Annotated in this window: 22 protein-coding genes and 1 pseudogene; 7 read left to right on the top strand and 16 right to left on the bottom strand. The window is 70.9% G+C overall.

Annotated features, from left to right (window positions below; genetic code table 11):
• Nucleotide 1: 1 nt before the first annotated feature.
• The 4 genes from ABZ826_RS01650 to ABZ826_RS01665 all read right to left on the bottom strand — a co-directional run bounded on the left by ABZ826_RS01650 (nt 2) and on the right by ABZ826_RS01665 (nt 3,251).
• On the bottom strand, nt 2-889 hold the full coding sequence (locus ABZ826_RS01650) for an NAD(P)-binding domain-containing protein (protein ID WP_361440556.1): 888 nt from the start codon (nt 887-889) through the stop codon (nt 2-4).
• A gap of 115 nt (nt 890-1,004) precedes the next feature.
• Nucleotides 1,005-1,349 carry a thioredoxin gene (gene trxA, locus ABZ826_RS01655; protein ID WP_361440559.1) on the bottom strand — a complete coding sequence of 115 codons (345 nt, stop codon included), beginning with the start codon at nt 1,347-1,349 and terminating at the stop codon, nt 1,005-1,007.
• 3 nt (nt 1,350-1,352) lie between these two features.
• The gene (locus tag ABZ826_RS01660) at nt 1,353-1,757 is read right to left on the bottom strand and encodes a MerR family transcriptional regulator (protein WP_361440562.1); all 405 of its coding nucleotides are present in this window, start codon (nt 1,755-1,757) and stop codon (nt 1,353-1,355) included.
• A gap of 123 nt (nt 1,758-1,880) precedes the next feature.
• Entirely contained in the window at nt 1,881-3,251 is a 1,371-nt protein-coding gene (locus tag ABZ826_RS01665; RefSeq protein ID WP_361440565.1) for a cation:dicarboxylase symporter family transporter, read from the bottom strand.
• 131 nt (nt 3,252-3,382) lie between these two features.
• Between ABZ826_RS01665 and ABZ826_RS01670 the strand changes: the two genes are divergently transcribed.
• From ABZ826_RS01670 to ABZ826_RS01680, 3 genes are all read left to right on the top strand, one after another.
• Nucleotides 3,383-5,074, top strand: a complete 1,692-nt coding sequence (locus ABZ826_RS01670; RefSeq protein WP_361440568.1) for a sensor histidine kinase — start codon at nt 3,383-3,385, stop codon at nt 5,072-5,074.
• Nucleotides 5,071-5,745, top strand: a complete 675-nt coding sequence (locus ABZ826_RS01675; protein ID WP_361440571.1) for a response regulator — start codon at nt 5,071-5,073, stop codon at nt 5,743-5,745. Before ABZ826_RS01670 ends, ABZ826_RS01675 begins: the two co-directional genes overlap by 4 nt.
• A gap of 216 nt (nt 5,746-5,961) precedes the next feature.
• The gene (locus ABZ826_RS01680) at nt 5,962-6,600 is read left to right on the top strand and encodes an XRE family transcriptional regulator (RefSeq protein WP_361441121.1); all 639 of its coding nucleotides are present in this window, start codon (nt 5,962-5,964) and stop codon (nt 6,598-6,600) included.
• Nucleotides 6,601-6,980: 380 nt separating this feature from the next.
• Here ABZ826_RS01680 and ABZ826_RS01685 read toward each other — a convergent pair.
• The 4 genes and pseudogenes from ABZ826_RS01685 to ABZ826_RS01700 form a co-directional block, all read right to left on the bottom strand.
• A pseudogene (locus tag ABZ826_RS01685) lies at nt 6,981-7,946 on the bottom strand (PDZ domain-containing protein); the annotation flags it as partial.
• Nucleotides 7,946-9,814 carry a hypothetical protein gene (locus ABZ826_RS01690; RefSeq protein ID WP_361440574.1) on the bottom strand — a complete coding sequence of 623 codons (1,869 nt, stop codon included), beginning with the start codon at nt 9,812-9,814 and terminating at the stop codon, nt 7,946-7,948. The pseudogene ABZ826_RS01685 and the gene ABZ826_RS01690, both read right to left, overlap by 1 nt.
• Before the next feature lie 271 nt (nt 9,815-10,085).
• Nucleotides 10,086-10,277: a hypothetical protein gene (locus tag ABZ826_RS01695; protein ID WP_361440577.1), complete on the bottom strand. Its 192-nt coding sequence runs from the start codon at nt 10,275-10,277 to the stop codon at nt 10,086-10,088.
• A 205-nt stretch (nt 10,278-10,482) separates the two neighbouring features.
• On the bottom strand, nt 10,483-11,508 hold the full coding sequence (locus tag ABZ826_RS01700) for an ATP-dependent 6-phosphofructokinase (RefSeq protein ID WP_351074711.1): 1,026 nt from the start codon (nt 11,506-11,508) through the stop codon (nt 10,483-10,485).
• A 306-nt stretch (nt 11,509-11,814) separates the two neighbouring features.
• Here ABZ826_RS01700 and pta point away from each other — a divergent pair, with 306 nt between their 5' ends.
• The 3 genes from pta to pyk all read left to right on the top strand — a co-directional run bounded on the left by pta (nt 11,815) and on the right by pyk (nt 16,750).
• Nucleotides 11,815-13,947, top strand: a complete 2,133-nt coding sequence (gene pta / locus ABZ826_RS01705; RefSeq protein WP_361440580.1) for a phosphate acetyltransferase — start codon at nt 11,815-11,817, stop codon at nt 13,945-13,947.
• Complete coding sequence (locus tag ABZ826_RS01710; protein ID WP_361440583.1) at nt 13,944-15,245, top strand: acetate kinase; 1,302 nt, start codon at nt 13,944-13,946, stop codon at nt 15,243-15,245. Before pta ends, ABZ826_RS01710 begins: the two co-directional genes overlap by 4 nt.
• A gap of 74 nt (nt 15,246-15,319) precedes the next feature.
• The gene (gene pyk / locus ABZ826_RS01715) at nt 15,320-16,750 is read left to right on the top strand and encodes a pyruvate kinase (RefSeq protein ID WP_361440586.1); all 1,431 of its coding nucleotides are present in this window, start codon (nt 15,320-15,322) and stop codon (nt 16,748-16,750) included.
• 145 nt (nt 16,751-16,895) lie between these two features.
• Here the strand turns inward: pyk and ABZ826_RS01720 are convergent, their stop codons facing one another.
• From ABZ826_RS01720 to ABZ826_RS01735, 4 genes are all read right to left on the bottom strand, one after another.
• Complete coding sequence (locus tag ABZ826_RS01720) at nt 16,896-18,164, bottom strand: hypothetical protein (protein ID WP_361440589.1); 1,269 nt, start codon at nt 18,162-18,164, stop codon at nt 16,896-16,898.
• On the bottom strand, nt 18,154-18,723 hold the full coding sequence (locus tag ABZ826_RS01725) for a DUF6114 domain-containing protein (protein ID WP_361440592.1): 570 nt from the start codon (nt 18,721-18,723) through the stop codon (nt 18,154-18,156). Before ABZ826_RS01725 ends, ABZ826_RS01720 begins: the two co-directional genes overlap by 11 nt.
• A gap of 97 nt (nt 18,724-18,820) precedes the next feature.
• Complete coding sequence (locus ABZ826_RS01730; RefSeq protein WP_361440595.1) at nt 18,821-19,474, bottom strand: DUF6230 family protein; 654 nt, start codon at nt 19,472-19,474, stop codon at nt 18,821-18,823.
• A gap of 599 nt (nt 19,475-20,073) precedes the next feature.
• Nucleotides 20,074-21,051: a tetratricopeptide repeat protein gene (locus ABZ826_RS01735; protein ID WP_361440598.1), complete on the bottom strand. Its 978-nt coding sequence runs from the start codon at nt 21,049-21,051 to the stop codon at nt 20,074-20,076.
• A gap of 317 nt (nt 21,052-21,368) precedes the next feature.
• Here ABZ826_RS01735 and ABZ826_RS01740 point away from each other — a divergent pair, with 317 nt between their 5' ends.
• The gene (locus ABZ826_RS01740; protein ID WP_361440601.1) at nt 21,369-21,998 is read left to right on the top strand and encodes a TetR/AcrR family transcriptional regulator; all 630 of its coding nucleotides are present in this window, start codon (nt 21,369-21,371) and stop codon (nt 21,996-21,998) included.
• A gap of 117 nt (nt 21,999-22,115) precedes the next feature.
• On the opposite strand, the gene ABZ826_RS01745 is transcribed toward ABZ826_RS01740, so the two are convergent.
• The 4 genes from ABZ826_RS01745 to ABZ826_RS01760 all read right to left on the bottom strand — a co-directional run bounded on the left by ABZ826_RS01745 (nt 22,116) and on the right by ABZ826_RS01760 (nt 26,234).
• A complete protein-coding gene (locus ABZ826_RS01745; protein WP_361440604.1) occupies nt 22,116-23,816 on the bottom strand; it encodes a methylmalonyl-CoA mutase family protein in 1,701 nt (566 codons plus the stop codon).
• Between the two features lie 108 nt (nt 23,817-23,924).
• The gene (locus ABZ826_RS01750) at nt 23,925-24,257 is read right to left on the bottom strand and encodes a DUF3817 domain-containing protein (protein ID WP_361440607.1); all 333 of its coding nucleotides are present in this window, start codon (nt 24,255-24,257) and stop codon (nt 23,925-23,927) included.
• A 143-nt stretch (nt 24,258-24,400) separates the two neighbouring features.
• Nucleotides 24,401-24,913 (bottom strand): MarR family transcriptional regulator, encoded by a 513-nt coding sequence (locus ABZ826_RS01755; protein ID WP_361440610.1) that lies wholly within the window; start codon nt 24,911-24,913, stop codon nt 24,401-24,403.
• Between the two features lie 10 nt (nt 24,914-24,923).
• Nucleotides 24,924-26,234, bottom strand: a complete 1,311-nt coding sequence (locus ABZ826_RS01760; protein ID WP_361440613.1) for an MFS transporter — start codon at nt 26,232-26,234, stop codon at nt 24,924-24,926.
• Between the last annotated feature and the right edge of the window lie 235 nt (nt 26,235-26,469).

Genomic DNA, 26,469 nt, shown 5'->3' on the forward strand with positions numbered 1-26,469 from the left:
CTCAGCCCCGGAGCGCCTCGACCGTGCTCGCCCAGGAATCGGCGCCGTGCCCCTTGCCGATGGCACGCTCGCAGACGGCCTTGATCGCCTCCAGCTGGGACGTGTCCAGGCCCCTGCCGGCGGCGGCGTGCAGCACATGATCGACGCCGGCGGCCATCATGGCGAGGTTGGCTCCGGCCCCGTCGTACTGCTTCGCGTCGACGTCGGCCGCTGTCCCGGCCACGATGGGCGGCAGGATGTCCACGATGGTCCGCAGATACGGTGCGATGGCCGCGGCGGGGATGTTCTCCGCCCCGGCCAGGGCGAAGGCGTGGACCAGCCCCGCCATGCTCCCGTAGAAGAAGTCCAGCATCGCCATGTCGTAGGCCGCGGCGAGTGCGTGCTCGGGCCCCAGGAACGGGGCGTTGGCGCCGAGCGCCTTGAGCACGGCCTCGTGCCTGCCGTACGCGGACCGCGAACCCGAGTAGAAGATCAGCGCCTCCGGCCCACCGACCACCTCGATGGGCACCATGATCGCGCCCGCCAGGTAGTCGAGCGAATGAGCCTGCGCCCAGGCCGCGGAGGCGCGGACCCGGTCCGGGGTGTCGGAGGTGAGGTCGACCAGGACGCGCCCGGCGAGAGCGTCCGTCAGCGGGCCGAGCAACTGCCGCGAGGCCTCGTGGTCGACGACGCAGACGACCACCAACTCGCTTGCGCGTACGGCCTCTTCGGCCGACGCGGCGCGGACCGCACCCCGGGCGACGAGCTCTTCGACCTTGCCCGGGGAACGGTTCCAGACGGTCGTGCGGCGGCCGGCGTCCAGGAGAGCGCCGGCGAGGGCCCGGCCCATGGAGCCGAGGCCGATGACGGTGACGGTGACGGGTGTGGACGAGGTGTTCGTGGCGGTCATGCGGACCATGCTCATCGCCGTGACACCGGCCGACAAGAACCGACTTCCAAGTCGGATACCCACCGGGAGGTAAGCAATGGGCCCCGGCGGGGCCGGCCCCCGGGAGTCGCGCCGCTCACACCGTCGCGTACACGTCCTCCAGCTCCTGGAGCAGCTTGCGCTTGGGCCGGGCGCCCACCATCGACCTCACGGGTTCGCCGGAGCGGAACACCATCAGGGTCGGTGTCGCCAGCACCGCGTACCGGCTCGCGATCCCGGGGCTGGTGTCGACGTCGATCTGGACGATCTTGATACGCCCGGCCTCCTCGGCGGCGACGGCGCCGAGGACGGGGGCGAGCTGGCGGCACGGGCCGCACCAGTCGGCGGTGAATTGGACCAGGACGGGCAGGTCGGCGCCGAGCACCTCGTGGTCGAAGGTGGCATCGGTGACCTCGGCCACACCCTCTGCTGCATGAATCATCTGTCATCCTCCCAGTTCACAACGTGGTTCCGGGCCGCCCGGAAGTTCTGCCGCGGCCTCCAGCTCGGCTCTCGCGAGCTGTGCGCCCACCTGGGCGCGTACTGCCCGGAGCTGCTCGATGAGCGAGTCGAGCTCGCCGAGCTTGCGCCGGTAGACGGCGAGCGAGGCGGGGCAGGCGTCACCGGCCGGGTGGCCGGCGCGCAGGCACTCGACGAACGGCCGGGTCTCCTCCAGTTCGAACCCGAAGTCCTGCAGGGTCCGGATCTGCTGGACGAGGCGCAGATCGTCCTCGTCGTAGGCGCGGTACCCGTTGTCGGCCCGCCGCGCGGGCAGCAGTCCGCGTGACTCGTAGTACCGCAGAGTCCGCGTGGTCGTCCCGGCCCGTTCGGCCAGCTCCCCGATTCGCATGTCCTCGACCGTAGACCTTGACGCGGACGTCAAGGCAAGGAGGAGGCGCAGCGGAAGACGGCACAGGGCCGTCGCGGAGGCTTCCGCGACGGCCCTGTGCCCGTGTGGTGTGGCCGGGGGTATCTAGGCCTTCGCCGTGGCCGGCTCCCGCTCGCCGTCGCGCGGCCGGGGAACGCTGTCCGTGCCGTCGCCGTGCCCGGCGTCCTGGTTGAGCATCTCGTCGTTCCACGGGAGCGCGCCGGAGAGGACCTGGTCCACCCGCTCCTTGTCGATCTCCTTGGTCCAGGTGCCGACCAGGACGGTGGCCACCGCGTTGCCCGCGAAGTTCGTCATGGCACGGGCCTCGCTCATGAAGCGGTCGATGCCGACGATCAACCCGACGCCGTCGACCAGTCCGGGGCGGTGCGACTGGAGGCCGCCCGCGAGAGTGGCGAGACCCGCGCCGGTGACTCCGGCCGCGCCCTTCGAGGCGACGATCATGAAGAGGAGGAGCGAGATCTGCTCACCGGCGCTCAGCGGGTCGCCCATCGCGTTGGCGATGAAGAGCGAGGACATCGTGAGGTAGATCGCGGTGCCGTCGAGGTTGAAGGAGTAGCCGGTCGGCACGGTGATGCCGACGACCGGCCTGCTGACCCCGAGGTGCTCCATCTTCGCGATGAGCCGCGGCAGGGCGGACTCCGACGAGGAGGTGGAGAGGATCAGCAGGAATTCGCGGCCCAGGTACTTCAGCAGAGAGATCATGTTCACCCCGGCGACCAGCCGCAGAATCGTGCCGAGCACCACGAAGACGAAGATCGCGCAGGTGACATAGAAGCCGATCATGATGATCGCGAGCGACTTCAGCGCGTCGACACCGGTCTCACCGACCACCGCCGCCATCGCGCCGAACGCGCCGACCGGGGCCGCCCACATGATCATGGCGAGAATCCGGAACACCAGGCGCTGGATGTGGCCGATGCCACGCAGGACCGGTTCGCCCGCCGAGCCCATGGCCTGGAGTGCGAAGCCCGCGAGGAGGGCGATGAGCAGGGTCTGCAGCACCTCGCCCCCGGTGAAGGCGGAGACCATCGTCGTCGGGATGATGCCGAGCAGGAAGTCGACGGTGGACTCGCTCGCGCCCGCCGCCTGCTTCTCACCGGCGGCGCGCACCGCTTCGGTGAGGTGGAGGCCCTGGCCGGGCTCCAGGAGGTTGCCGACGAGCAGCCCGATGGCGAGTGCGACGGTCGACATCACCAGGAAGTAGCCGAGGGCGAGGCCGCCGACCGCGCCGACCTTGGCGGCCTTGCGCACCGATCCGACGCCCAGCACGATCGTGCAGAAGATGATGGGCGAGATCATCATCTTGATCAGGTTCACGAAGCCGGTGCCGATCGGCTTGAGTTCGACGGCGAAGTCCGGGGCCGCGAAGCCCACGAGGATGCCGAGGCCCACAGCCGCGATCACGGCGAGATACAGATAATGCGTACGGTCCCGCTTGGCGGCTGCCACTCCCACGGGGTTCTCCTCGGCTCGTCAGGGTCGCTCCCCCGTCCCTGGGGGGCTTGGCGACTATCCCGCTTCGCTGTGACGCCGGTCACTGTTACGTACATTTCGTTCATATGTTTTCGGCCAGGCACACTGTGGCCATGCGCTTCCCCCGCCCCCGTACCCGCCCGCGCAGCCTGGCCGGCCAGCTCTTCGCCATGCAGGTGGTGCTGCTCACGGCCGTGGTGGTCGGGTGTGCGTTCTTCGCCTACGTCTCCGGCCGCGAGCAGGCGAACCAGACCGCGACCCGGCAGGTCAGGGCCGCCGCGCTGGCGATCGCCGACTCGCCGTCCGTACGGGAGGCCATCCGCACCCCGGACCCGTCCGCCGTGCTGCAGCCGTACGCGGAGACGGTGCGCGCGGACACCGGGATCGCCTTCGTCACGATCATGTCCCCGGACCGGGTCCGCTGGACACATCCGGATACCGACCGGATCGGGGAGAAGTTCCTCGGGCACACCGCGCGGGCGCTGCGCGGCGAGACGTTCTCGGAGACGTACACCGGCACGCTCGGCCCCTCGATCCGGGTCGTCACCCCGATCCGGGACGGCGGCCGGATCACCGGTCTGGTCAGCGCGGGCATCACGGTCGACCGGGTCTCCTCGCAGGTGCGGGCGCAGCTCGGGGCGCTGGGGACGGCGGCGGGCGGGGCGCTGGCGCTCGGCGGCCTCGGGACGTACGTGATCAACGCCCGGCTCCGGCGGCACACGCACGGCATGAACGCGGCCGAGCTGAGCCGGATGCACGACTACCACCAGGCCACGCTGCACGCGGTGCGCGAGGGGCTGCTGATGCTCGACGGGCGGCGCCGGATCGCGTTGATCAACGACGCGGGCCGGGAGCTGCTCGGTCTTGGGCCGGGGGCGGTCGGGCGCAGGATCACCGAGCTGGATCTGCCGGCCCGGCTGACCGGTGCGCTGCTCGCCTCCGAGGAGCGGGTCGACGAGCTGCATCTGACGGCGGAACGGGTGATCGTGGTCAACACCCGCCCGGTGGTGGGCGGGGAGCAGCGCGGCACGGTGGTGACGCTGCGCGATCACACGGAACTCCAGGCACTGTCCGGCGAGTTGGACTCCGAGCGGGGGTTCACCCAGGCACTGAGCTCGCAGGCGCACGAGGCGGCGAACCGGCTGCACACCGTCGTCTCGCTGATCGAACTGGGCCGGGTCAAGGAGGCGGTGGGGTTCGCCACCGCGGAACTGGAGCTGGCCCAGGCCCTCACCGACCGGGTGGTGGACGCGGTCGCCGAGCCGGTGCTGGCGGCGCTGCTGCTCGGCAAGGCGGCGCAGGCGAACGAGCGGGGGGTGGAGCTGGTGCTGGCGGACGACAGTCTGATCGACGACGGCGCCCTGCCCGCGAGGCTGCCGCACCGGGATCTGGTGACGGTCCTCGGCAATCTGATCGACAACGCGGTGGACGCGGCGTCGGAGGCGGTGACCGGTGCACCCGGTCCGGAATCCGTGCCCGCCCCGCGAGCGGCCGGGCCGGGCCGGAGCGCCCGTGCGCGGGTCACCGTCACCGCGCTCGCCGACGAGGGCGAGCTGCTGCTGCGGGTCGCCGACACCGGGGCCGGGATCGATCCGGACGACGCCGCCGAGGTGTTCGACCGGGGCTGGTCGACGCGCGGCGCGGGCCGGGGCATCGGCCTGGCCCTCGTCCAGCAGGCGGTGCACCGCAACGGCGGGACGGTGACGCTGGACCGCGGCCCCGACGGCGGTGCGGAGTTCACGGTGCGATTGCCGCTGGCCGTCGGCGACCGCACGACGCAGACCACGAAGGAGGCCACCGCGTGATCCAGGTGCTGGTCGTCGAGGACGATCCCGTCGCGGCGGACGCCCATCGGCTGTACGTGGGCCGGGTCCCCGGATTCACGGTGGCCGCGGTCGCGCACTCGCGTGCCGAGGCCGTGCGGGCGCTGGACCGCACGCCGGTCGATCTGCTGCTGCTGGATCTGTATCTGCCCGACGGGCACGGTCTACAGTTGCTGCGCTCGCTGCGCGCGGCCGGGCACTCGGCGGATGTCATCGCGGTGACGTCGGCGCGCGATCTCGCGGTGGTCCGGGAAGGGGTGTCGCTCGGTGTCGTCCAGTACGTACTGAAGCCCTTCACCTTCGCGACCCTGCGCGACCGGCTCGTCCGCTACGCCGAGTTCCGCGCGGCGGCCGGTGAGGCGAGCGGCCAGGACGAGGTGGACCGGGCGCTCGGCGCCCTGCGCGCTCCGCAGCCGTCCCGGCTGCCGAAGGGGCTGAGCGGCCCGACGCTGGAGGCCGTCACCCGTGTCCTGCGGGCCGCGCCGGACGGCGTGACCTCGGGTGCGGCCGGGGCGGAGCTGGGCATCTCGCGGATCACCGCGCGCCGGTACCTGGAGCACCTGGTGACGGTGGGGCGCGCGGTGCGCAGTCCGCAGTACGGCCAGATCGGGCGTCCGGAGCTGCACTACCGGTGGGTGGCCCAGGCGCACTGAGCGCCGTGCGACGCGAGGGGGTGTCTCGAAAGTCCCGTCCGCCCGCTCCGCACGGATGACGCCGTTCCCGTAGAACACCCTAGGACGTTCCTACGAGTCGTGATATCGGTGGAACACACCGTGGTCAGACGGCGTATCGACTCCTACGGTGGGGCCGTGCACCCCTCCCCGCCCTTCAACGCCCCCGCCGCGCGCCGACTCCGCGAGGCCCTGGGGATGCTTCCCGGTCATGTCGCGTACGGCCTCGGAGCCCAGTACGGACTCCGCGTCAGCGCCGAGACGGTGATCGCCTGGGAGCGTGGGCTCGCCGTTCCGAGCGAGCACGAACTCACGGCGCTGGCCGGGGTGCTGTGGTGCTCGCCGGGCGAGCTGCTCACCGCCGCGCGCACCCTGCGGGAGCACCGGGTGGCCCGGGAGCTGGCCGTGGAGGAGCTGGCGCGTCTGCTGGGGCTGACCGCCTCGGCGTATCTGCGGATGGAGGAGTCGGGGCGCTGGCGCGGCAATGAACGCCAGTCCGCGGCTCTCAGCGAGCTGCTGGGGCTGACGGCCGCCGGGTTCGTGGCGGTCTCCGGCCGGGAGGAGGAGCTGGCGGAGCTGTTGCGCGGCGCGGTGACGACGCGCTGGCAGGCCCATGTCCGGCCGGTGGCGAAGCTGGTGCCGCTGGAGCGCGGGTTCCTGCAGGACGTACTGGAACAGCTGCACGCCGACTACCAGGCGCTGATGGTGTCGACGCTCAGCTGGAGCAGCACGGGCACGGAAAGCGCCGGGGCGACGGGCGACGCCGGACGGGCTTTCCTGGCAAGGATCGTGGAACGGTTCTGGCAGACGGCGGGGGTGCAGGGGACGGCCGTGTGAACCGTCCCGCTTCCGCTGGCCGCGCCGCGCGTCGGCGGCCGGCCGTGTCCGGGCCCGCCGGGGCAAGGAGAACCGACTCCCCCCTTCCGCCCGGGTGAGTGTGAGCGCGGCGGTTGCGGTAGCCCTCGGCGGGGCGGCCCAAGGGCCCGGAACGCCCGCCGGGCCGCGGCCGGGGTGCGGCCGGCACCGTCATCCGGGCTGCGCGGGCAGCGCCGGAGCCCGGAGGGCGGGGCTGGTGGCCAGGGAGCGCAGGGCGATCTCGACGGCCCGCTCCAGCTGGGGATCCCGGCCCGCCGCCCGGTCGTGGGGGGGGCGACCGGCACCTCCACGTCCGGTTCGACGCCATGGTTCTCCAGCCCCCATCCGCCGTACTCGAACCAGAAGGCGCCACGCGGGTGGACGAGGCGGGTGCCGTCGACCAGCCGGTGGCGGACCTCCATCCCCCGTACCCCGCCCCAGGTCCGTACGCCCACCACCGGGCCCAGGCCCGTCGCGCGCACCACGGCCACGACGTTGTCGCCGTCCGAGCCGGACAGCTCGTCGGCGAGGAAGACCAGCGGACCGCGTGCCGCCGGCTCGGGACAGGGCTGCGGCCGACTGCCGCGGCGCAGCTGCCAGCCCACGGGACGTCGGGCGAGGCGTTCGAGGACCAGGGACGAGAGGTGGCCGCCGCTGTTCTCCCGGAAGTCGACCAGGAGACCGTCGGCGCCCGCCTCGGCACGCAGGTCCCGGTGGAGCTGCGCCCAGCCGTTCGGCACCATGTCCGGCACGTGGAGGTAGCCGAGGCGCCCGCCGCTGCGCTCACGCACCCGGGCACGCCGGCCACGGATGAGGTCGTGGTAGCGCAGGGCCGCCTCGGAGGCCAGTGGCAGGACCGTCACCCGCCGGACCGGGCCGCCCGCCGCCGGACGCACCGCCAGTTCGACCGGCTGCTCCGCCGTGCCCCGCAGCAGCGGCGCGGGCCCGGCCGCGGGGTCCACCGGGCAACCGTTCACGGCCAGGAGCGCGTCCCGCGCGCGCAGTCCCGCACCGGGAACGGCCAGCGGCGACCGGGCGCCCGGTGCAGAGCTCTCCCCCGGCACGATCCGCGCGATGCGCCAGATTCCGTCCGCGTCCCGGGCCAGGTCGGCGCCGAGCAGGCCCGGCCGCTCGGCGACCGGGCCGGTGGCGGCCCGGGGCCAGACGTAGGCGTGCGAGCAGCGCAGGTCGCCGTGCGTGTCCCAGAGCAGGTCGGTGAACTCGTCGGCGGTGCCGATCCGTTCGAGCAGCGGCCGGCGCCGGGCCCAGGGGCCGCCCTCGCCGCTGTCGAGCTCGGGGAGGTCGGGGCGCCACACGTTGTCCCGCATCAGCCGCTCGTCCTCGGCGAAGGCCTGAGCCCACTCGGCCGCCGGGTCCACGGTGGTACGGACCCGGGACAGGTCGACGGGCCGGTCCGGCCGGTCGGTGCCGGTGGGACGGACGAGCAGGTCCTGGCCGTCGTGGACCAGCAGGTGGCCGCCGTCGCCGGCCGGCTCGTACGCGTCGACGCCCTCCCGCACGGTGGCGAGCGTACGGGTGCGCAGGTCCCAGCGTTCGAGTCGGGCGCGCGGCGGCGGGGTGTCGACACCCGCCCGACCCGGTCGGGGGCCGCGCCGTACGGCTCGGCGTCCGGCCGGTCCGCGGGCTGTGCCGGCGCCCCGAGCGGTACGCGGTCCACGGCGGGCCAGTGCGCAGGGCACAGGACGGTCCCGGGGCCGTCCGGATGGGCGTACGGATCGGACTGCTCCGCCCTGCCGGCCAGTTCGAGCAGGGCCGCACCGACGGACGCCCGGCGCGTCGGGCCTGCCGCCGCGACCTGGAGGCCGCGCCCCTCGGCCTCGTAGCGGGCGACGACCACGTCCGCGACGTCCCCGTCGTCACCTTCGGGGTCCGTGAGGGCCTGGACGCGGAGCACGCCGGTGCGTCGCAGGGCGAGCGCGAGTGGTGCGTGCAGGGCGTCGATGTCGCGGGCGGCGTCGACCGGCACGGCAGGGGCCGCGCCGTCGAGCCAGTCGTCGAGCCGCTCGGCCAGAAGCACCGAGGTCAGGGCAGCGCCGATGACCTCCCGGGCGGTCGCCCCGGCGCCGAACCCCGCGAGCGCGGTGGGGCCGTCCGCGACCGGACGGTCCAGCGGCACCCAAACGGTGGCGTCGTCGCGCAGGCGCAGCGCCGGTGTCCAGGGCCTCGGCGGGTCGTCGTTCGCGGCGGTGACGAGGGCGGCGTCGTCCGAACGGCCCGGCGGCTGCGCCTGCGCCACGACGGCTCCCTCGGAGCGCAGCAGGGCAGCCGTGGTGCGGCTCACGGGCACGGGCGAGGGGGCGTGGGCGGCGGCGTGGCGCAGGGCGCGTTCGACGGCGTCGGCACGGGCGTCGAGGGAGGTGCCGACGCTGAACCCGTACACGTCGGTCGCGGCGGACGCCGAGGTGAGCAGCCTGGCCGCGCGCAGGAGCGCCTGAGGCAAATCGTCGTCGTCGAACGTGCGCAGCAGACCGGTGGTCGGGGCGAGGACCGCACTGTAGCGGGCCGTCCGCTCCTCCGCGCTTTCGTCGAGGTCGGCATCGCCATTATGAAATGCCTTGAGTCCGACTGATTCTTCGTATTCCTTTGGCCCACAGGAAGGGCAGTCCGCGCGAAGCGGAATCAACTCGCACCATGTTTCGAGATTTTCCGCGTCCTGGACGACCACGGCGCCGACGAGATCGGAATCCAATGCACCCGAGAGGAATTTGATGAGTTCCGTGGCCAATTCACTGCCGGTGGCGGAATCCACGATCGCCGTGAGTGCGGAATTCCCGGCCGGGGATGCCGGTGTGGCGAAGAGCCGGTGGTGGACGCCGGTCGGCGACTCGTCCCGCAGTATCCGGGCGGCCAGCTCGTCCGGGGCGTTCGCGGCGAATTGCAGCCGCAGGCAGTCCCAGCAGGCCGATCCGCCGCCCGGCCCGGCCAGCGGCCCCTTGACGACGATCCGCCCAAGGCCGCGGGCGGCGAGGAAGGCGGCGCCCGCGTCGCGGGCGAGACCGGCCAGCGGACCGGTCAGCGCCCCCGGCACACCGTAGGCGGTGGCCAGGACGACGGTCGGCCGCCAGGCGGCCACCTGGTCCGTCCAGCCGTCGGCCCAGTCCGGCGACAGCTGCTCCACCTGGGCGGACACCCCGGCTCCGACCAGGGCGCGCACCTCTTCGTCGAGGGCTCGCACGCCGCCCGGGTCGGCGATGGAGGGGCCGAGCAGCGCGATCCGCGTGACGCCGTTGCGCAGCAGGGTGCGGGCGGCCGTGAGCGCCCCGGCCCCCGCCCCGGCGACGAGGACCCGCGCGTCCTACGAAAAAGTAGCACTTTACTCGTGAGTTTATTTCCGGGATATCAACCAGAAGATCATCAACTTTTCGACACCGGTTTGGGATGATCACACAGGGGCGGAATTCTCCATTCCGGGTGCGTCGGGTACGCCTTTGGCATTTTCACCCCGCCTACGCGGCGACGCGCCGCACCGGGCGCGACCGCTCGACGACAGCCCGGCGACAGCCCGGCGGCCCAGCGACCGCCCGGCGACCGCGCCGCCGCCGTCGCTCGGACCGGAAGGCACCCGGCAGCGGATCGGCGAACTCCACGAAACCGTGGAGCAGTTGGAGCACGGGCCGGGCCGCCGTCATCGCCGCCATCGCCACGTCCGTGGACGGCGCCGACGCCCTCTCCGGCGAGCAGATCGGCCCCGGCCACCGGAGGGAACGACAAACGGCCCTGACCGCCCACGGCAAACGGCCCCGACCGTCCACGAGGGACGGGCGGGGCCGTCGACCACTCCTTACGTCGCCGCGGCGCACCATGCCGCGGCGCAACGCGCCGCAGCCGCGCGTGGGCCCGGGATCAGAAGACCGACTCGGCCTCGTCCATCCGGTCCGCGGGCACCGTCTTGAGCCGGGTGATGGCATCGGCGAGCGGAACCATCTCGATGTCATTGCCGCGCAGGGCCGTCATCCGGCCGAAGTCGCCCCGGTGCGCGGCCTCCACCGCATGCCAGCCGAAGCGGGTGGCGAGCACCCGGTCGTACGCCGTCGGCGTGCCGCCGCGCTGCACATGGCCGAGGATGACCGGCCGGGCCTCCTTGCCGAGCCGGGTCTCCAGCTCGATGGCCAGCCGGTTGCCGATGCCCTGGAAGCGCTCGTGACCGTACTGGTCGATCTCGCCCTTGGCGTACGGCATGGAGCCCTCGGCCGGGTGCGCGCCCTCGGCGACGCAGATGACCGCGAACTTCTTGCCGCGCGCGAAGCGTTCCTCGACCATCTTGACCAGGTCCTCGACCTGGAAGCGGCGCTCAGGAAGGCAGATGCCGTGCGCGCCGCCCGCCATTCCGGACTCCAGCGCGATCCAGCCGGCGTGGCGGCCCATCACCTCGACGACCATGACCCGCTGGTGCGATTCGGCGGTGGTCTTGAGGCGGTCTATGGCATCGGTGGCAACGCCCACCGCCGTGTCGAAGCCGAAGGTGCGGTCGGTGGCGGAGATGTCGTTGTCGATGGTCTTGGGAACGCCGACGACGGGCATTCCGGCGTCCGACAGCATCCGCGCGGCGGTGAGAGTGCCTTCGCCGCCGATCGGGATCAGCGCGTCCATGCCGTAACGGCGGCTCAGCTCGGCGCAGTTCTCGGCGGCCTCGCGCAGCCGGTCGCGCTCCAGCCGGGCCGAGCCGAGGATGGTCCCGCCACGGGCCAGGATGCCACTGACCGCGTTGAGGTCGAGGGGGCGGAAGTGACCGTCGAGGAGCCCCTTGAACCCGTCCTCGAACCCGATGACTTCATCGCCGTGACCCACCACGGCCCGGTGCACGACCGACCGGATCACTGCGTTCAGGCCTGGGCAATCGCCGCCTGCGGTGAGAACTCCGATGCGCATCGTGCTGTATCTCCTGCTCGCTAGTGTCGTGCATTTCGGGGGCGACTACAGAATCCCCCGTACCGTGAGCCACCACGATTGTCCCACGTCAGGTCCGGGCCTCGCGCTCCCGATCGTCGCGAGGTGCCCGCACGGGTGCTCCGCCGGACGTGGCAGTGGATCCGACGCCGGTCCGACCGGACGGGCGGGGGGTCTGTAGCCACTGTGCACAGGGCCTTTCGCCCGGCGGGCGGCGCCTCGACCCCCACAGGTATCGTCAACAAGGCAATACCATCCCAAACCGCAAAAATGGACGGGAGAGCACGCGTGACGCGCAGCGTGTACGTGACCGGTATCGACCGGGGAGACGGCCGCCAGGTCGTCGATCTGGGAGTCATGGAGCTCCTGACGCGTCAGGTGGACCGGGTCGGAGTGTTCCGGCCGCTCGTCCACGACGGACCCGACCGGCTGTTCGAGCTGCTGCGGGCCCGCTACCGGCTCCCCCAGGACCCCGCGTCGGCCTACGGCCTGGACTATCACGAGGCGTCCGCGCTCCAGGCGGAACAGGGTACGGACGAGCTGGTCTCCCAGCTCGTGGAATGCTTCCATCAGGTGGCCCAGAAGTACGAGGTGGTACTGGTCCTCGGCACGGACTTCGCCGCCACCCAGCTGCCCGACGAACTGGCGCTCAACGCCCGTCTCGCCAATGAGTTCGGCGCCTCCGTGATCGCGGTGGTCGGCGGGAAGGACCAGACCGCGGAGTCCGTACGGGCCGAGGCCCGCAATGCCTACCGCGCGTACGCAGGTCTGGGCTGCGACGTCCTCGCGATGGTCGTGAACCGGGTGGCCGCCGAGGACCGCGATGCCATCGCCGAACGGCTGGCGGCCCAGCTCCCCGTCCTCTGTTCGGTGCTGCCGGACGATGCCGCGCTCTCCGCGCCGACCGTCACCCAGATCACCGCGGCGCTCGGCGGCACGGTGCTGCTCGGCGACGACTCCGGGCTGGCCAGGGACGCGCTGGACTTCGTCTTCGGCGGCGCGATGCTGCCGAACATGCTGAACGCGCTGACGCCGGGTTGTCTGGTGGTCACGCCCGGGGACCGGGCGGACCTGGTGATCGGCTCACTGGCCGCGCACAGCGCCGGGACCCCGCCGATCGCGGGTGTGCTGCTGACCCTGGACGAACGCCCCGGCGAGGAGATACTCAAGCTGGCCGCGCGACTCGCACCGGGCACCCCGGTCATCTCGGTGGCCGGCGGCTCCTTCCCCACAGCAGCGCAACTCTTCGCGATGGAAGGCAAGTTGAACGCGGCGACGCCCCGCAAGGCGGAGACCGCGCTCGGCCTCTTCGAGCGCCATGTGGACACCGGCGCCCTGCTGGACCGGATCTCGGTGGCCCGCAGCGGCCGTGTCACCCCGATGATGTTCGAGCACGAACTGCTGGAACAGGCCCGCGCCGACCGGCGCCGGGTCGTCCTGCCGGAAGGCACCGAGGAACGGGTGCTGCGCGCCGCCGACGTACTGATGCGCCGCGACGTCTGCGACCTCACGCTCCTCGGTGATCCCGACGTCATCCGCAAGAAGGCCGCCGACCTCGGCATCGATCTCGCCGCCACCCAGCTCATCGACCCGCACTCCTCCGAACTGCGCCAGGCATTCGCCGAGCGGTACGCGCAGCTGCGCGCGCATCGCGGGGTCACTCTGGAGCTGGCGTACGACGTCGTCGCGGACGTCAACTACTTCGGCACGCTGATGGTCCAGGAGGGGCTCGCGGACGGCATGGTCTCCGGGGCCGTGCACTCCACGGCGGCGACGATCCGCCCCGCTTTCGAGATCATCAAGACCAAGGGGGCCGCCCCGAGCGCGGCGGGCGGGGCGGCGGGAGACGGGAAGGCCCCGGCGGACGCCTCGATCGTCTCCTCCGTCTTCTTCATGTGCCTCGCCGACAGGGTCCTGGTGTACGGCGACTGCGCGGTCAACCCGGACCCTGACGCGGAACAGCTCGCGGACATCGCGATCCAGTCGGCCGCCACCGCCGCCCGTTTCGGCGTGGAGCCGCGGATCGCCATGCTGTCGTACTCGACGGGCACCTCGGGATCGGGCGCCGACGTCGACAAGGTGCGCGAGGCGACGAACCGGGTCCGCGAGAGCCGGCCGGACCTCCGGATCGAGGGCCCCATCCAGTACGACGCCGCGGTGGAGCCGAGCGTGGCCGCGACGAAGCTGCCGGGCTCCGAGGTGGCGGGCCAGGCGACGGTGCTGATCTTCCCGGACCTGAACACCGGCAACAACACCTACAAGGCCGTGCAGCGCTCGGCGGGCGCGGTGGCCGTCGGCCCGGTGCTCCAGGGTCTGCGGAAGCCGGTCAACGATCTGTCCCGGGGCGCGCTGGTCCAGGACATCGTCAATACCGTGGCCATCACGGCGATCCAGGCACAGAGCGAGGAGCGAACCGCATGAGCACCCCGACTGCAGAAGGCCCTTCCACCGTGGCCGCGCAGCGCGTTCTCGTTCTCAACTCCGGTTCGTCGTCGGTGAAGTACCAGCTCCTGGACATGAGCGACCACTCCCGGCTCGCGGCCGGACTGGTCGAGCGGATCGGCGAGGAGACCTCCCGGCTGGTGCACACCCCGCTGGTCGAATCAGAAGAGGCGGCCCGAAGGGTCTCCATCGAGGGTGGTGGTGGGCGACGGGCGGGAGCCGAGTCCCGTGAGCGGGTCGGCCCGATCGCCGACCACGAGTCCGCGCTGAAGGCGGCGGCCGAGGAGCTGGCCGCCGACGGGCTGGGCCTGGACTCCCCCGCGCTGGCGGCGATCGGACACCGGGTGGTGCACGGCGGGCTGCGCTTCACCGAGCCGGTGGTCATCGACGACGAGGTGCTGGCGGAGATCGAGCGCCTGGTCCCGGTGGCCCCGCTGCACAACCCGGCGAACGTCGTCGGCATCCGTACCGCGCGGGCCCTGCGCCCGGACCTTCCCCAGGTGGCGGTCTTCGACACGGCCTTCCACACCACGATGCCGGAGTACGCGGCGCGGTACGCGATCGACACCGAGACCGCCGACGCGCACCGGATCCGGCGCTACGGATTCCACGGCACCTCGCACGCGTACGTCTCCCGGAAGGCCGCCGAGCTCCTGGGACGTACCCCCGAGGAGGTCAATGTCATCGTGCTGCACCTGGGCAACGGCGCCTCGGCTTCGGCAGTGGCGGGCGGCCGGTGCGTGGAGACCTCGATGGGGCTGACCCCACTGGAGGGGCTGGTGATGGGGACGCGCTCCGGCGACATCGATCCGGCCGTCACCTTCCACCTCAAGCGGGTGGCGGGGATGTCGACGGACGAGATCGACGAACTGCTCAACAAGAGGAGCGGCCTGCTCGGGCTCTGCGGCGACAACGACATGCGGGAGATCCGGCGCCGGATCGACGCGGGCGACGAGCGCGCGGCGCTGGCGTTCGACATCTACGTGCACCGGCTGAAGAAGTACATCGGCGCCTATTCGGCGGTCCTCGGGCGGGTGGATGCCGTGGTGTTCACGGCGGGGGTCGGGGAGAACTCGGCACCGGTACGGGAGGCTGCGATCGCCGGTCTTGAGGAGCTCGGCCTGGCGGTGGACGCGGATCTGAACGCCGTACGGTCCGGCGCATCGCGGCTGATCTCGCCGGACTACGCACGGGTCGCGGTCGCCGTGGTACCGACGGACGAGGAGCTGGAGATCGCCGTCCAGACCTTCGCGCTCGTCGGACAGGACCACAACTGAGCACCCCCGCGCCCCTTTGTACCTTCCACCAGACGGAATATTCCGTAGCGAAACAAACCGATAGGATCCGCCTCATGCGCCGTTCCAAAATCGTCTGCACACTCGGTCCCGCCGTCGACTCCCACGAGCAGCTCGTCGCTCTGATCGAGGCCGGCATGAGCGTGGCCCGCTTCAACTTCAGTCACGGCAGCCACGAGGAGCACCAGGGTCGTTACGACCGGGTCCGCAAGGCCGCCGCCGAGACCGGCCGTGCGGTCGGCGTCCTCGCCGACCTCCAGGGTCCGAAGATCCGCCTGGCGAAGTTCGCCGAGGGCCCCGTCGAGCTGGTCCGCGGGGACGAGTTCACCATCACCTCGGAGGACGTCCCCGGCGACAAGTCGATCTGCGGCACGACCTACAAGGGCCTGCCCGGCGACGTCGCCAAGGGCGACCCGATCCTGATCAACGACGGCAACGTCGAGTTGAAGGTCGTCGCGGTCGACGGGCCCCGGGTCAGGACCATCGTCATCGAGGGCGGTGTCATCTCCGACCACAAGGGCATCAACCTGCCCGGGGCGGCGGTCAATGTCCCGGCCCTGTCCGAGAAGGACGTCGAGGACCTGCGCTTCGCCCTGCGGATGGGCTGCGACCTGGTGGCACTCTCCTTCGTACGGGACGCCAGCGACGTCAAGGACGTCCACAAGGTGATGGACGAGGAGGGCCGCCGGGTCCCCGTCATCGCCAAGGTCGAGAAGCCGCAGGCCGTCGAGCACATGGAGGGCGTCGTCATGGCGTTCGACGGCGTGATGGTCGCCCGTGGCGACCTGGCCGTCGAGTACCCGCTGGAGAAGGTCCCGATGGTGCAGAAGCGCCTGGTGGAGCTCTGCCGGCGGAACGCCAAGCCGGTGATCGTGGCGACCCAGATGATGGAGTCGATGATCACCAACTCGCGGCCGACGCGCGCCGAGGCGTCCGACGTCGCCAACGCGATCCTGGACGGTGCGGACGCGGTCATGCTCTCGGCCGAGTCCAGCGTGGGCGCTTACCCGATCGAGACGGTCAAGACGATGTCGAAGATCGTCGTCGCCGCCGAGCAGGAGCTGCTCTCCAAGGGCCTCCAGCCGCTGGTGCAGGGCAAGAAGCCCCGCACCCAGGGCGGTTCGGTGGCCCGTGCCGCCTGCGAGATCGCGGACTTCCTCAACGGCAAGGCGCTGGTCGCCTTCACCAAGTCCGGCGACACCGCCCGTCGACTCTCCCGCTATCGCGCCGCACAGCCCATCCTGGCCTTCACCACGGACGAGTCCACCCGCAACCAGCTCGCCCTGAGCTGGGGCGTCGAGGCCCACGTCGTCCCGCACGTGGACAACACGGACGCGATGGTCGACCTGGTCGACGCGGAACTCCTCAAGCTGGACCGCTACAACGAGGGCGACACCATGGTCATCACGGCCGGCTCGCCCCCCGGCATCCCGGGCACGACGAACATGGTGCGGGTGCACCATGTCGGCGGCGGGGCGCGCGACTGACGCGACCCGTACCCGTACGGAAGGGCCTGTGGGCCGCGCTCCGGAAGGAGTGCGGCCCACAAGCCTTTGTGCGGCTCCCGAACGGGTCGGTGTCGGCCGGAGCCCCTCGTTCGGATCATGCCGGGCTCGATCCGAACGAAAGACCCTAGCTGTTGGTGCCGGTGAAGTAGTTGTGCAGCCCAGGGACCGTGAGCGTGCCGCCGAACTGGCCCGCCTGGGTCACCTTGACCTTGGTGAAGATGGCGAAGGGTACGTTCAGTGGCGGCGGTGTCTCCGGGCTGAACGTGACCGGGATGAGGCCGAAGAGGTTGCCCTTCAGCTCCTCCGTGTACATGGTCACCGTGCCGTTGCGGATAGTGGACTCGGAGCCCTTCCGCGCCTCGACATGGGCCGTGGTACCGGCCGGACCGACCGTCTTCTGGTGGAGATTCTCGATGTCGATGGAGCTCGCGGTGAACTTCAGCACCTTCTTGACGGTGCCGTCGTACGTCTTCACCTCGACGATGCCCTTGTAGTCGAGCCCTTTGAGGGTGAGCTTCGAGCTCTCCAGGATCCACGGGTCGGTCGGGAGGAGCGGGATGCCCGTGTCCAGATCGGCCGCGGCCAGCGCCTCGGGGTCGGCCGTCGGACACGGGAAACGCTCCTTGGCGCCGTCCGGGATGTCCTCGTCCTTCTTGGCGTCGAGTCCCTTGACGCTGTCGTCGAGCTCCTTGACCGGCTTGCCTGCCTTGTCCGCGGCGTCACGGATGGCGGCGGCGGTCTTGTCGGCGGTCTCCTTCGCGGCGCCTGCGGCCTTCTCCGTGGCTTTCTCCGCCGGCTTGGCGGTGTCGCTCTGCGACGGCTTCGGGGACGCGGTGCTCGCGCTCGGGGACGGGCTCGCCGTGGCCTTGTCCGGTCCGTCGAAGAGGTTCTTCAGCGCGTCGCCGACGCCCAGCGGGTCGAGCGGGTTCGTCGACTTCGTGGGGGTGGGCGAGGCGCCCGGCGCGACGGCGGCGGCCGCGTCGGCGGCCTTCGTCTTCGTCTCCGGCTTCGCAGCGTCGCTCGCCGACGGGGTCGCCGTGGGCTTCGGCGTCGCCGTGTCGCCCTTGCCACCGGAATCGGTGGCGGACGAGGACGGGGACGGCGACTTCGTCTCCGACGAGGACGGGGACGGGGACTCGCTCGGCTCGTCGGAGCGGGTCACGCAGGGGCCGGGCGCGAAGGGAATATCCGTGTGGTCGTCGGCCAGCGCGAGCTTGGGGGTGAGCCCCATGCCCACGAAGACGGCCGTCGGCATCGCGGCGAGCGCGAAGGCCTTGCCCGCGGGTATGTGCAGCTTCGTCAGCAACGACTTCCTGGGGGCCGCGTGGCGCGGCCCGCTTCTCGTCCGCAGATTCTCCCCGGTCGAGTTCAGCTGCGTCTCGTCACCCCGCACGATGCCTCCCGCCGTCGACCTCAACTGTCGTGTCGTACTGCTCCGGCCGCTGCTGTGGCACCGCCGCCGTGCTGTGGAACTCGGGTTCGGGCTGCTGCGTGCCGGGACCGGAGTCCTTGGACATGTGGCCTTCCGCACCGGCGTCCACGAGTTCGGGCTTCGGCTCACCCGGGGCCCAGGAGATGGAGAGCGCTCCACCGAGCAGGGCGAACAGGAAGCCGACCAGGAACCCGCCGATGTTGGCGACCGGTATGGAGATCAGCGCCAGCAGGATCGCGGCGACTCCGGCGAACACTCTGACGATGTGGTGGAACCACATCGTCAGGCCCAGCGTGATCAGCAGGACCCCGATGATCAGCGATCCGGCACCGGCGGTCGTGGACATCGCCAGTGTGACGTTGCCGAGGTGCATGTTGGCGTACGGGAAGTACGCGATGGGCAGACCACCCACCATGGTGAACAGGCCCGCCCAGAACGGCCGGTTACCCCGCCAGGTGCGGAATCTCCGCCGGAAGACGCGGAGGTAGTGCTCGTTCTGCCCTGTGGACTCGGGGCTCATGGAAAACAGCTCCCTGGAACCGGTACTGCTGTGAGAAGAGAAAGGGCGGGCGGCCGGAGGTCCGTGGCGGGCACCCCGGCCACCCTGGGCAAGTGCCCTAGTAGCAAGGCTTGTCGCCGGACTTCAGCCGCAGGCTCAGGTTGCTGAGCTTGAAGGTGCCGGCGGTGGTCGCCCACGCCGTCTGCTGCACGTTGGTCAGCTTGGCCTCTTCGGCGCGCTGCGCGAAGCCGTTCGGGTTCGCCTGGGTGCGCGGCTGGATGCCGATCGACTTGGGGTTGTTCGGGTCCTTGAGGGAACCCGCAGCAACACCGATGTCGATGTTCCTGAACGAGGCGTCCGCGTCGAGCTCGGCGACATCCAGGTACAGGTTGGTCGCCCTGACCGGCTTCTTCGGGTTCGTACCCGCGTTCAGCACCAGCGTGACAGTGCCGAGACCGAACGGAAGGTTCGGAGTGACCACCGACTGGCACATGTTGGTGATCGTGGCGTCGCTGAAGCCGGACACGGCCACGGCGTGCGCCCCGTTCTTGCCCTCGGGGTCCGTGCCGGTGGCCACGCTGCCGTACTGCACGAAGTTGTGGCCGACGAGACTGTCCGCACTTACCTTGAAGCTCTGACCGGACACGCTGAACGAAGCCGCGAGCGCACCCTGCGCCAGGCCGACGCCCACCGCTGCGGTCGCCGCCACGCTCGGCACCATGACCAGAGCGAAACGCTTCCATCTGGTGCCACCACGAACCTGGGAACTCATAAAATTTTCCTCCTTCTCGGACGTACATCTCCGGTCCGGGCCTCGGCCCGTCCTGGGATGGGAGAAGTGCTACGTCCTCGGAAAGAGAGCGCCGCGCACGGAGGCAGGAACCGCGTCCGAATCACCGGCGATCACCCCCGAGCGACAACCACTGGCCACGCATGCGCGCAACCTGTTCGGACAGGCCCTGCCAGGCGGCAGGAACCCCCCTGTCCGGAGTCGGCGCCACTACCGCCGACCCACTCGGTGGGGACCCAACAGGGCCGCCGCGCCGACTGGCAGCCGGGCTGGCGTTATTGGACCGAGCGTGGCCGATCGTGGTGCATTCCCGCCCGTGACACAAGAGGGTTCGTTACTCGCTAGTAATGGCCCGATAACCGATGCGCGACCGGGTGGCATCGCCCGGCCACACAGGGTGGTGCCGAACGGGAGGACGAAAGGGAGGATCGAGCCCCTTATGCGGACAGATCCCGAGGGGCGATTTACTGCGAGTAACAGGCCGTACTTTTATCAAGATTTGGTAAAGCAGGGGCGTCTCTTATCGCCCGCTCGCGAAAACGGCCGTGACACCCAGGGGGCGCCACGGCCGCGTTGTCAGATCAGAACAAGACCCGTGCCAGCGCCGTGCGCGCGGCGCCGACCCGCGGATCGTCGGGGCCGATCACCTCGAACAGCTCCAGCAGCCGCAGCCGCGCCGTGTCCCGGTCGTCACCGAAGTGACGGCGCACCGTCTCGACGAGCCGGCCGAAGGCGTCCTCGACGTGCCCGCCGACGAGGTCCAGGTCGGCGGCCGCGAGCTGTGCCGCGACATCGGCGGGGTTGTCCGCGGCGTCCTTGCGGACCCGCTGCGGGTCCATGTCCTTGACCCGGGCGAGCAGTTCGGCCTGGGCGAGGCCGAGCTTGGCCTCCGTGTTGGCCGGGTCGTCGGACAGGACGTTCTTGTACGCCTGGATGGCACCGGCGAAGTCACTGGCGTCCAGGGCCTGTACGGCCGATTCGAGCAGGGCGTCGTACGGCCCCGCGGGCGCCTCGACCGGAGCCTGGTCGGCCCCCTCGGCGGCGGCGTCCTGGTCGACCACGATCCCGGTGAGCCCGAACCGCTCCTCGCCGACCTGGATCAACTGGTCGAGCGTCTGCCGGATCTGGGCCTCAGGGGCCGCGCCCTGGAAGAGCGGGAGGGCCTGCCCGGCGACGACGGCGAAGACCGCCGGGATGCCCTGGATGCCGAACTGCTGCATCAGCATCTGGTTGGCGTCGACATCGACCTTGGCCAGCACGAAGCGGCCGTTGTACTCACGGGCCAGGCGCTCCAGGAGCGGGCCCAGTTGCTTGCACGGCTCGCACCACTCGGCCCAGAAGTCGATGACGACCGGGACCTCGGCGGAGCGCTGCAGGACATCGCTCTCGAAGCCGGCCTCATCGACGTCGATCACCAGGGCGGACGGCGACACGGCACCGCCACCGCCCTGCCGGGCGGACTCGGCACGGGCCTGCTCCGCCTTCACCTTGGCCTCGCCGGCCGCCTTCACCGCGGCGAGGTCGACGACGCCGCTCATGGACATGTTCCTAGGCTGCATACGTACATCCTCCCCCCTTGGCGCACCGATACGGAAAGCGATACGGGAACCACACCCGTCCGCGGTCCCCGCCGGTGTGCGGGGGACACGGACGGACACGGTCCGAGGGCCCCTGAAAGACCCGTTCCGGCGCCGGGTCCCCACCCGGTGCCTGCGGCTGTCGTTCGCTCGTGGCGTCATGACGGCACAACCGTCGTCCTTACGCTACGACCCGTAGCGTAACTGCCGGGCACCCTTCGCGCACAAGTGCGTTCGGTGATCTGTCTCACGGTGAACGGGGCCGGTCGGTTCTACTTACTGACCGGTATGGTCGCGGCATGCTGAGCCACAGCCACCCCAAACCCGCTCGAACGGGGCGTCCGCGAAGCGCCGCGGCCGATGAAGCGATCCTGGAGGCGACCAGAGCCTCCCTGGTCGACCTCGGCTGGTCGAAGCTGACGATGGGCGACGTGGCGACGCGGGCCGGAGTCGCCAAGACGACCCTGTACCGGCGGTGGGCGGGTAAGAACGAGCTGGTCGTGGACGCCGTCGCGGTCCTCTTCGACGAGCTGGAACTGCCCGATCTGGGCAGTCTGTCGGCCGATGTGCAGGCGGTGGTGCTGCAGTTCGCCGCGCTGCTGGAGCGCCCGGAGACCCGGACGGCGCTGATGGCGGTGGTCGCGGAGTCGACCCGCGACGAGGCACTGCGGACCCGGATCCGCGACTCGATCGTGGACCGGCAGAAGCGGCTGGTGCTCCAGGGGCGCCAACGAGCCCAGGAACGCGGGGAGTTGCCCGTCGAGCAGAACGAGGCCGTGGCGGCGACGACCGCCGATCTGATCTTCGATGTGATCGCCGGCGCGGTCGTGCACCGGGTCCTGGTGAGCGCCGAGCCCGTCGACACGGACTGGGCCCGGCGCTTCACCGTACTGCTGCTCGCGGGGCTGGGCGCGGCGGCCTCCGCGTGACCGGGGCGGTCCACGGCGGCCAGGCACGGCGACGCCCCCGTACCGCCTCCGGAGGCGGTACGGGCAGCGCGGCTGCACCCAGCCGCCCCGGAGGCGACAGCGACCGCCGCCCGCCCGTCAGAAGCCTGGCGGCTCCGTGTAGGTGCCCCACTCCTCACGCAGGACCCCGCAGATCTCACCGAGCGTCGCCTCGGCCCGTACCGCGTCGAGCATCGGCGCGATCATGTTGGAGCCGTCACGGGCGGCGGCCAGCATCGCGTCCAGCGCCGACTTGACCCGGGCGTCGTCGCGGGCGTCCTTGCGACCGCCGAGCACCCGGACCTGCTCGCGCTCGACCTCGTGGCTGACCCGCAGGATCTCCAGGTCGCCGGTGACCGAGCCGTGATGGACGTTGACGCCGACGACGCGCTTGTCGCCCTTCTCCAGCGACTGCTGGTACCGGAAGGCGGACTCGGCGATCTCGCCGGTGAACCAGCCGTCCTCGATACCGCGCAGGATGCCGGAGGTGATGGGCCCGATGGGGTGCTGCCCGTCCGGGTGGGCCCGGGTGCCGCGCTCCTTGATCCGGTCGAAGATCTTCTCGGCATCGGCCTCGATCCGGTCGGTGAGCTGCTCCACGTACCAGGAACCGCCCAGCGGGTCGGCCACGTTGGCGACGCCGGTCTCCTCCATCAGCACCTGCTGGGTGCGCAGCGCGATCTCGGCGGCCTGCTCGGAGGGGAGCGCGAGGGTCTCGTCGAGGGCGTTGGTGTGCAGCGAGTTGGTGCCGCCCAGGACCGCGGAGAGCGCCTCGACCGCCGTCCGCACGACGTTGTTGTACGGCTGCTGGGCGGTGAGCGAGACACCGGCGGTCTGGGTGTGGAAGCGGAGCCACTGCGCCTTGTCGGTCTTCGCGCCGTACGTCTCCTTCATCCAGCGGGCCCAGATCCGGCGGGCCGCGCGGAACTTGGCGATCTCCTCGAAGAAGTCGAGGTGCGCGTCGAAGAAGAAGGAGAGACCGGGCGCGAAGGTGTCGACGTCCAGCCCGCGGGAGAGGCCGAGCTCCACGTAACCGAAGCCGTCGGCGAGGGTGTAGGCGAGCTCCTGCGCGGCCGTCGCCCCGGCCTCGCGGATGTGGTACCCGGAGACGGAGAGCGGCTTGTAGGCGGGGATGTCGCGGGCGCAGTGCTCCATCAGGTCGCCGATGAGGCGCAGATGGGGCTCGGGCTGGAAGAGCCACTCCTTCTGCGCGATGTACTCCTTGAAGATGTCCGTCTGGAGCGTGCCGTTGAGAACGCCCGGGTCGACGCCCTGGCGCTCGGCGGCGACCAGATACATGCAGAAGACGGGGACGGCGGGTCCGCTGATCGTCATGGACGTCGTGACGTCGCCGAGCGGGATGTCCTTGAAGAGGATCTCCATGTCGGCGGCGGAGTCGATGGCCACGCCGCAGTGCCCGACCTCGCCGAGCGAGCGGGGGTCGTCGGAGTCGCGGCCCATCAGAGTCGGCATGTCGAAGGCGACACTGAGCCCGCCGCCGCCCGCGGCGAGGATCATCTTGTAACGCTCGTTGGTCTGCTCGGCGTTGCCGAAGCCGGCGAACTGGCGGATGGTCCAGGTCCGGCCCCGGTAGCCGGTCGGGTGGAGCCCCCGGGTGAAGGGGTACTCGCCGGGCCAGCCGATCCGCTCGAAGCCCTCGTACGTGTCCCCCGGGCGGGGGCCGTACACGGGCTCCACGGAGTCCCCGGAGAGCGTGGTGAAGTCCGCGTCGCGCTTGCGGGCCTTGTCGTAACGGGCCTGCCAGCGGCGGCGGCCCTCCTCGATCGCGTCAGCGTCCATACCATCGAATTTACTAGGACGTCCTAGTAAATGTCGATGGCAAACCGCCCGGTGCTTCGCACGGGGCGGTTCGGTGGTGCGGTGCGGCCGGGCTCCCGGCCCGCGCGGTCAGGCCTCGACGGTCACCGGGGAGGCGTCGGCGATCAGCGGCTCGATCTCGCGGACGACCTTGCGCTCGACGAAGAACGCGGCCGTCGGGATGGTGCCGGAGATCAGCACCCAGAGCAGCTTGCCCATCGGCATCTTCGCCTTGGAGCCCAGGTCGAAGGCGAAGATCAGGTAGATGATGTAGAGCACGCCATGGATCTGGGAGACGACGAGCGTCAGATCCTCACCGGTGTGGAAGCCGTACTTGAAGATCATGCACACGCACAGGATCAACAACATGACGGCGGTGACATAGGCCATCACCCGATAGCGGGTGAGCACGCTTCGTTTCATGGAGACGAGCGTAACCGCCCGAAAAATCCCCGCATGCACGGGGAGCACGTCATGCTTCTGGTGCTCCGCACCTGAATGGTCGGACCATCCCCGCATGCGCAGGGCCTTCGTACGCCGACCTGCCGCCAAGCTACGCCCCGGCCTCAGCCCGCGTCCTCGAAATCCCCCGCTGCCACCCGCAGGGGTCTGAGCATGGCGAAGATCTCCGCGCACTCCTCGGCGTCGTACACCCCGAGCCCGAACTCCATGGCGACCAGGTCCTTGGTCGCCGCCTCGACGACCTCGCGGCCCCGGTCGGTGATGGAGGCGAGGGTTCCGCGGCCGTCGTTCGGGTTGGGACGTTTGGCGACCAGTCCGGAGCGCACCAGCCGGTCCACCGTGTTCGTGACGGAGGTGGGGTGGACCATGAGCCGCTCACCGATCTTGGACATCGGCAGCTCACCCGCCTTGGAGAAGGTGAGCAGCACCAGTGCCTCGTACCTCGCGAAGGTCAGTCCGTACGGCTTGACGACCGCGTCGACCTCGGCGAGCAGGATCTGCTGCGCGCGCATGATCGAGGTGATCGCCCCCATCGAGGGCACCGGGCCCCAGCGCTGCTGCCAGAGTTCGTCGGCGCGGGCGATGGGATCGAAGGGGAGACTGAGCGGCTTCGGCACGGCATCGACCTTACCCACTGGTCATATGCTGGTCAGCTCCGTCTCGAACTTCGGTCCGAATGCGGTCGGCGGACGCGGTTCTCCTGACCTCTCGGACGACCAGCAGCGTGCACACCGTACCGATCACAGCGGCCCCGGCGACCACCTGATGCACGGGGACGAATTCGGCGGCGAGCCCGGCCAGTGCCATGCCGATGCCCTGGACCGTCATGAGCCCGGCGGTGAGCAGGGTCATGGCCCGGCCCCGCAGTTCCTCCGGAACGGCGTCGACGAACCACTGGTCGAGACCGATGATGTACGCCGCCCCCACCCCGGCCAGCGCGAGCGCGAGGAGACTCAGCACCACGCCGGGACGGAACCCGTACAGCCCGAGGGGCAGCAGCCCGGTGGCGGCGGCCGGCAGCACGATTCTGGAGCGCAGGCGCGGGGCGAGCACGGTGCCCGCGTACAGCTCGGCGCCGATGTGGCCGACCGGCATCGCGCACATGAGGAGTCCGAGCGCAACCGGACCGACACCGATCTCGTCCGCGTACGGCGCGGCAAGCGCCTCCGGTGCCACGACGAACATCGCCGGCAGCCAGAAGAGCAGCATCAGGGCGCGGATCCTGCGGTCGGCGAGGACGGTACGGGCTCCGGCCAGCGAGTCCTTGAGCAGGGCGCCACCTCCGTCGCCGCCGCTTCGCGCGGGCCGGTCCCGGGTCCCGAAGCGGAGCAGCACCGCCGAGCAGAGGAAGGTCCCGACGGTGATCGTGATCGCCCCGCGCGCGGACACCGCGGCGAGCAGCACACCGCCCACGCCGAAGCCGATCAGCAGGGCGCTCTGCGAGACGATCCGCAGCAGCGAGCGGCCCAGTACATAGAGGTCACCCTCGCCGAGGATGTAGGTGAGCGCGGCCGTACGCGTCCCGGTGAAGACGGGCGACACGGAGGCGACGACACAGCGCAGCGCGAGGAGTCCGCCGACGGGGGTGCCGGGCAGCACCATGACGGCGACACAGCCCGCGCAGATCAGATCGCAGGTGACCAGGACCCGGCGGGCGGGGTAGCGGTCGGCGACCCCGGCGAAGAGCGTGCCGCCGACGAGGTAGGGGAGGAAGCCCAGCGCGAAGGTGAGGGCGGAGAGCAGCGGAGAGCCGGTGAGGTCGTAGACGAGGACGGTGAGGGCGAGTTCACTGACGACGACGCCGAGGAGGGAGAGCAGGTGCGCGGCGAAGACGGCACGGAACTCCCCTACGGCGAAGACGGCACGGTAACCGCGGGGAGTCCCGGGGTCCGGGACGGAAGCCGGAGCCCGGAGTCCGGGTGACGGGTTCGGGTCCATGGGGTCGGCGGGCTCCGGGGACGGAGCCGGGGACGGCGCCGCTCCCGTGGGGTCGACCTTCGCTGTGCGGCATGGGGCTGACGATGCCTGGGGTGATGGGCCCGTCGGGCCGCTCGGGGGGTCCACCTCATCGCGGGGGCCGCCCGCAGGGGCGGGGCTGTTGCTCGGCATGGACGCAGCGTGGAGGAGCACGGCCCGCACTCCATAGACTTTCGGCTGACACCGAATCTTCGCG

It is taken from the genome of Streptomyces sp. NPDC047515 (assembly GCF_040643055.1).
In the GTDB taxonomy this organism is placed as follows: domain Bacteria; phylum Actinomycetota; class Actinomycetes; order Streptomycetales; family Streptomycetaceae; genus Streptomyces.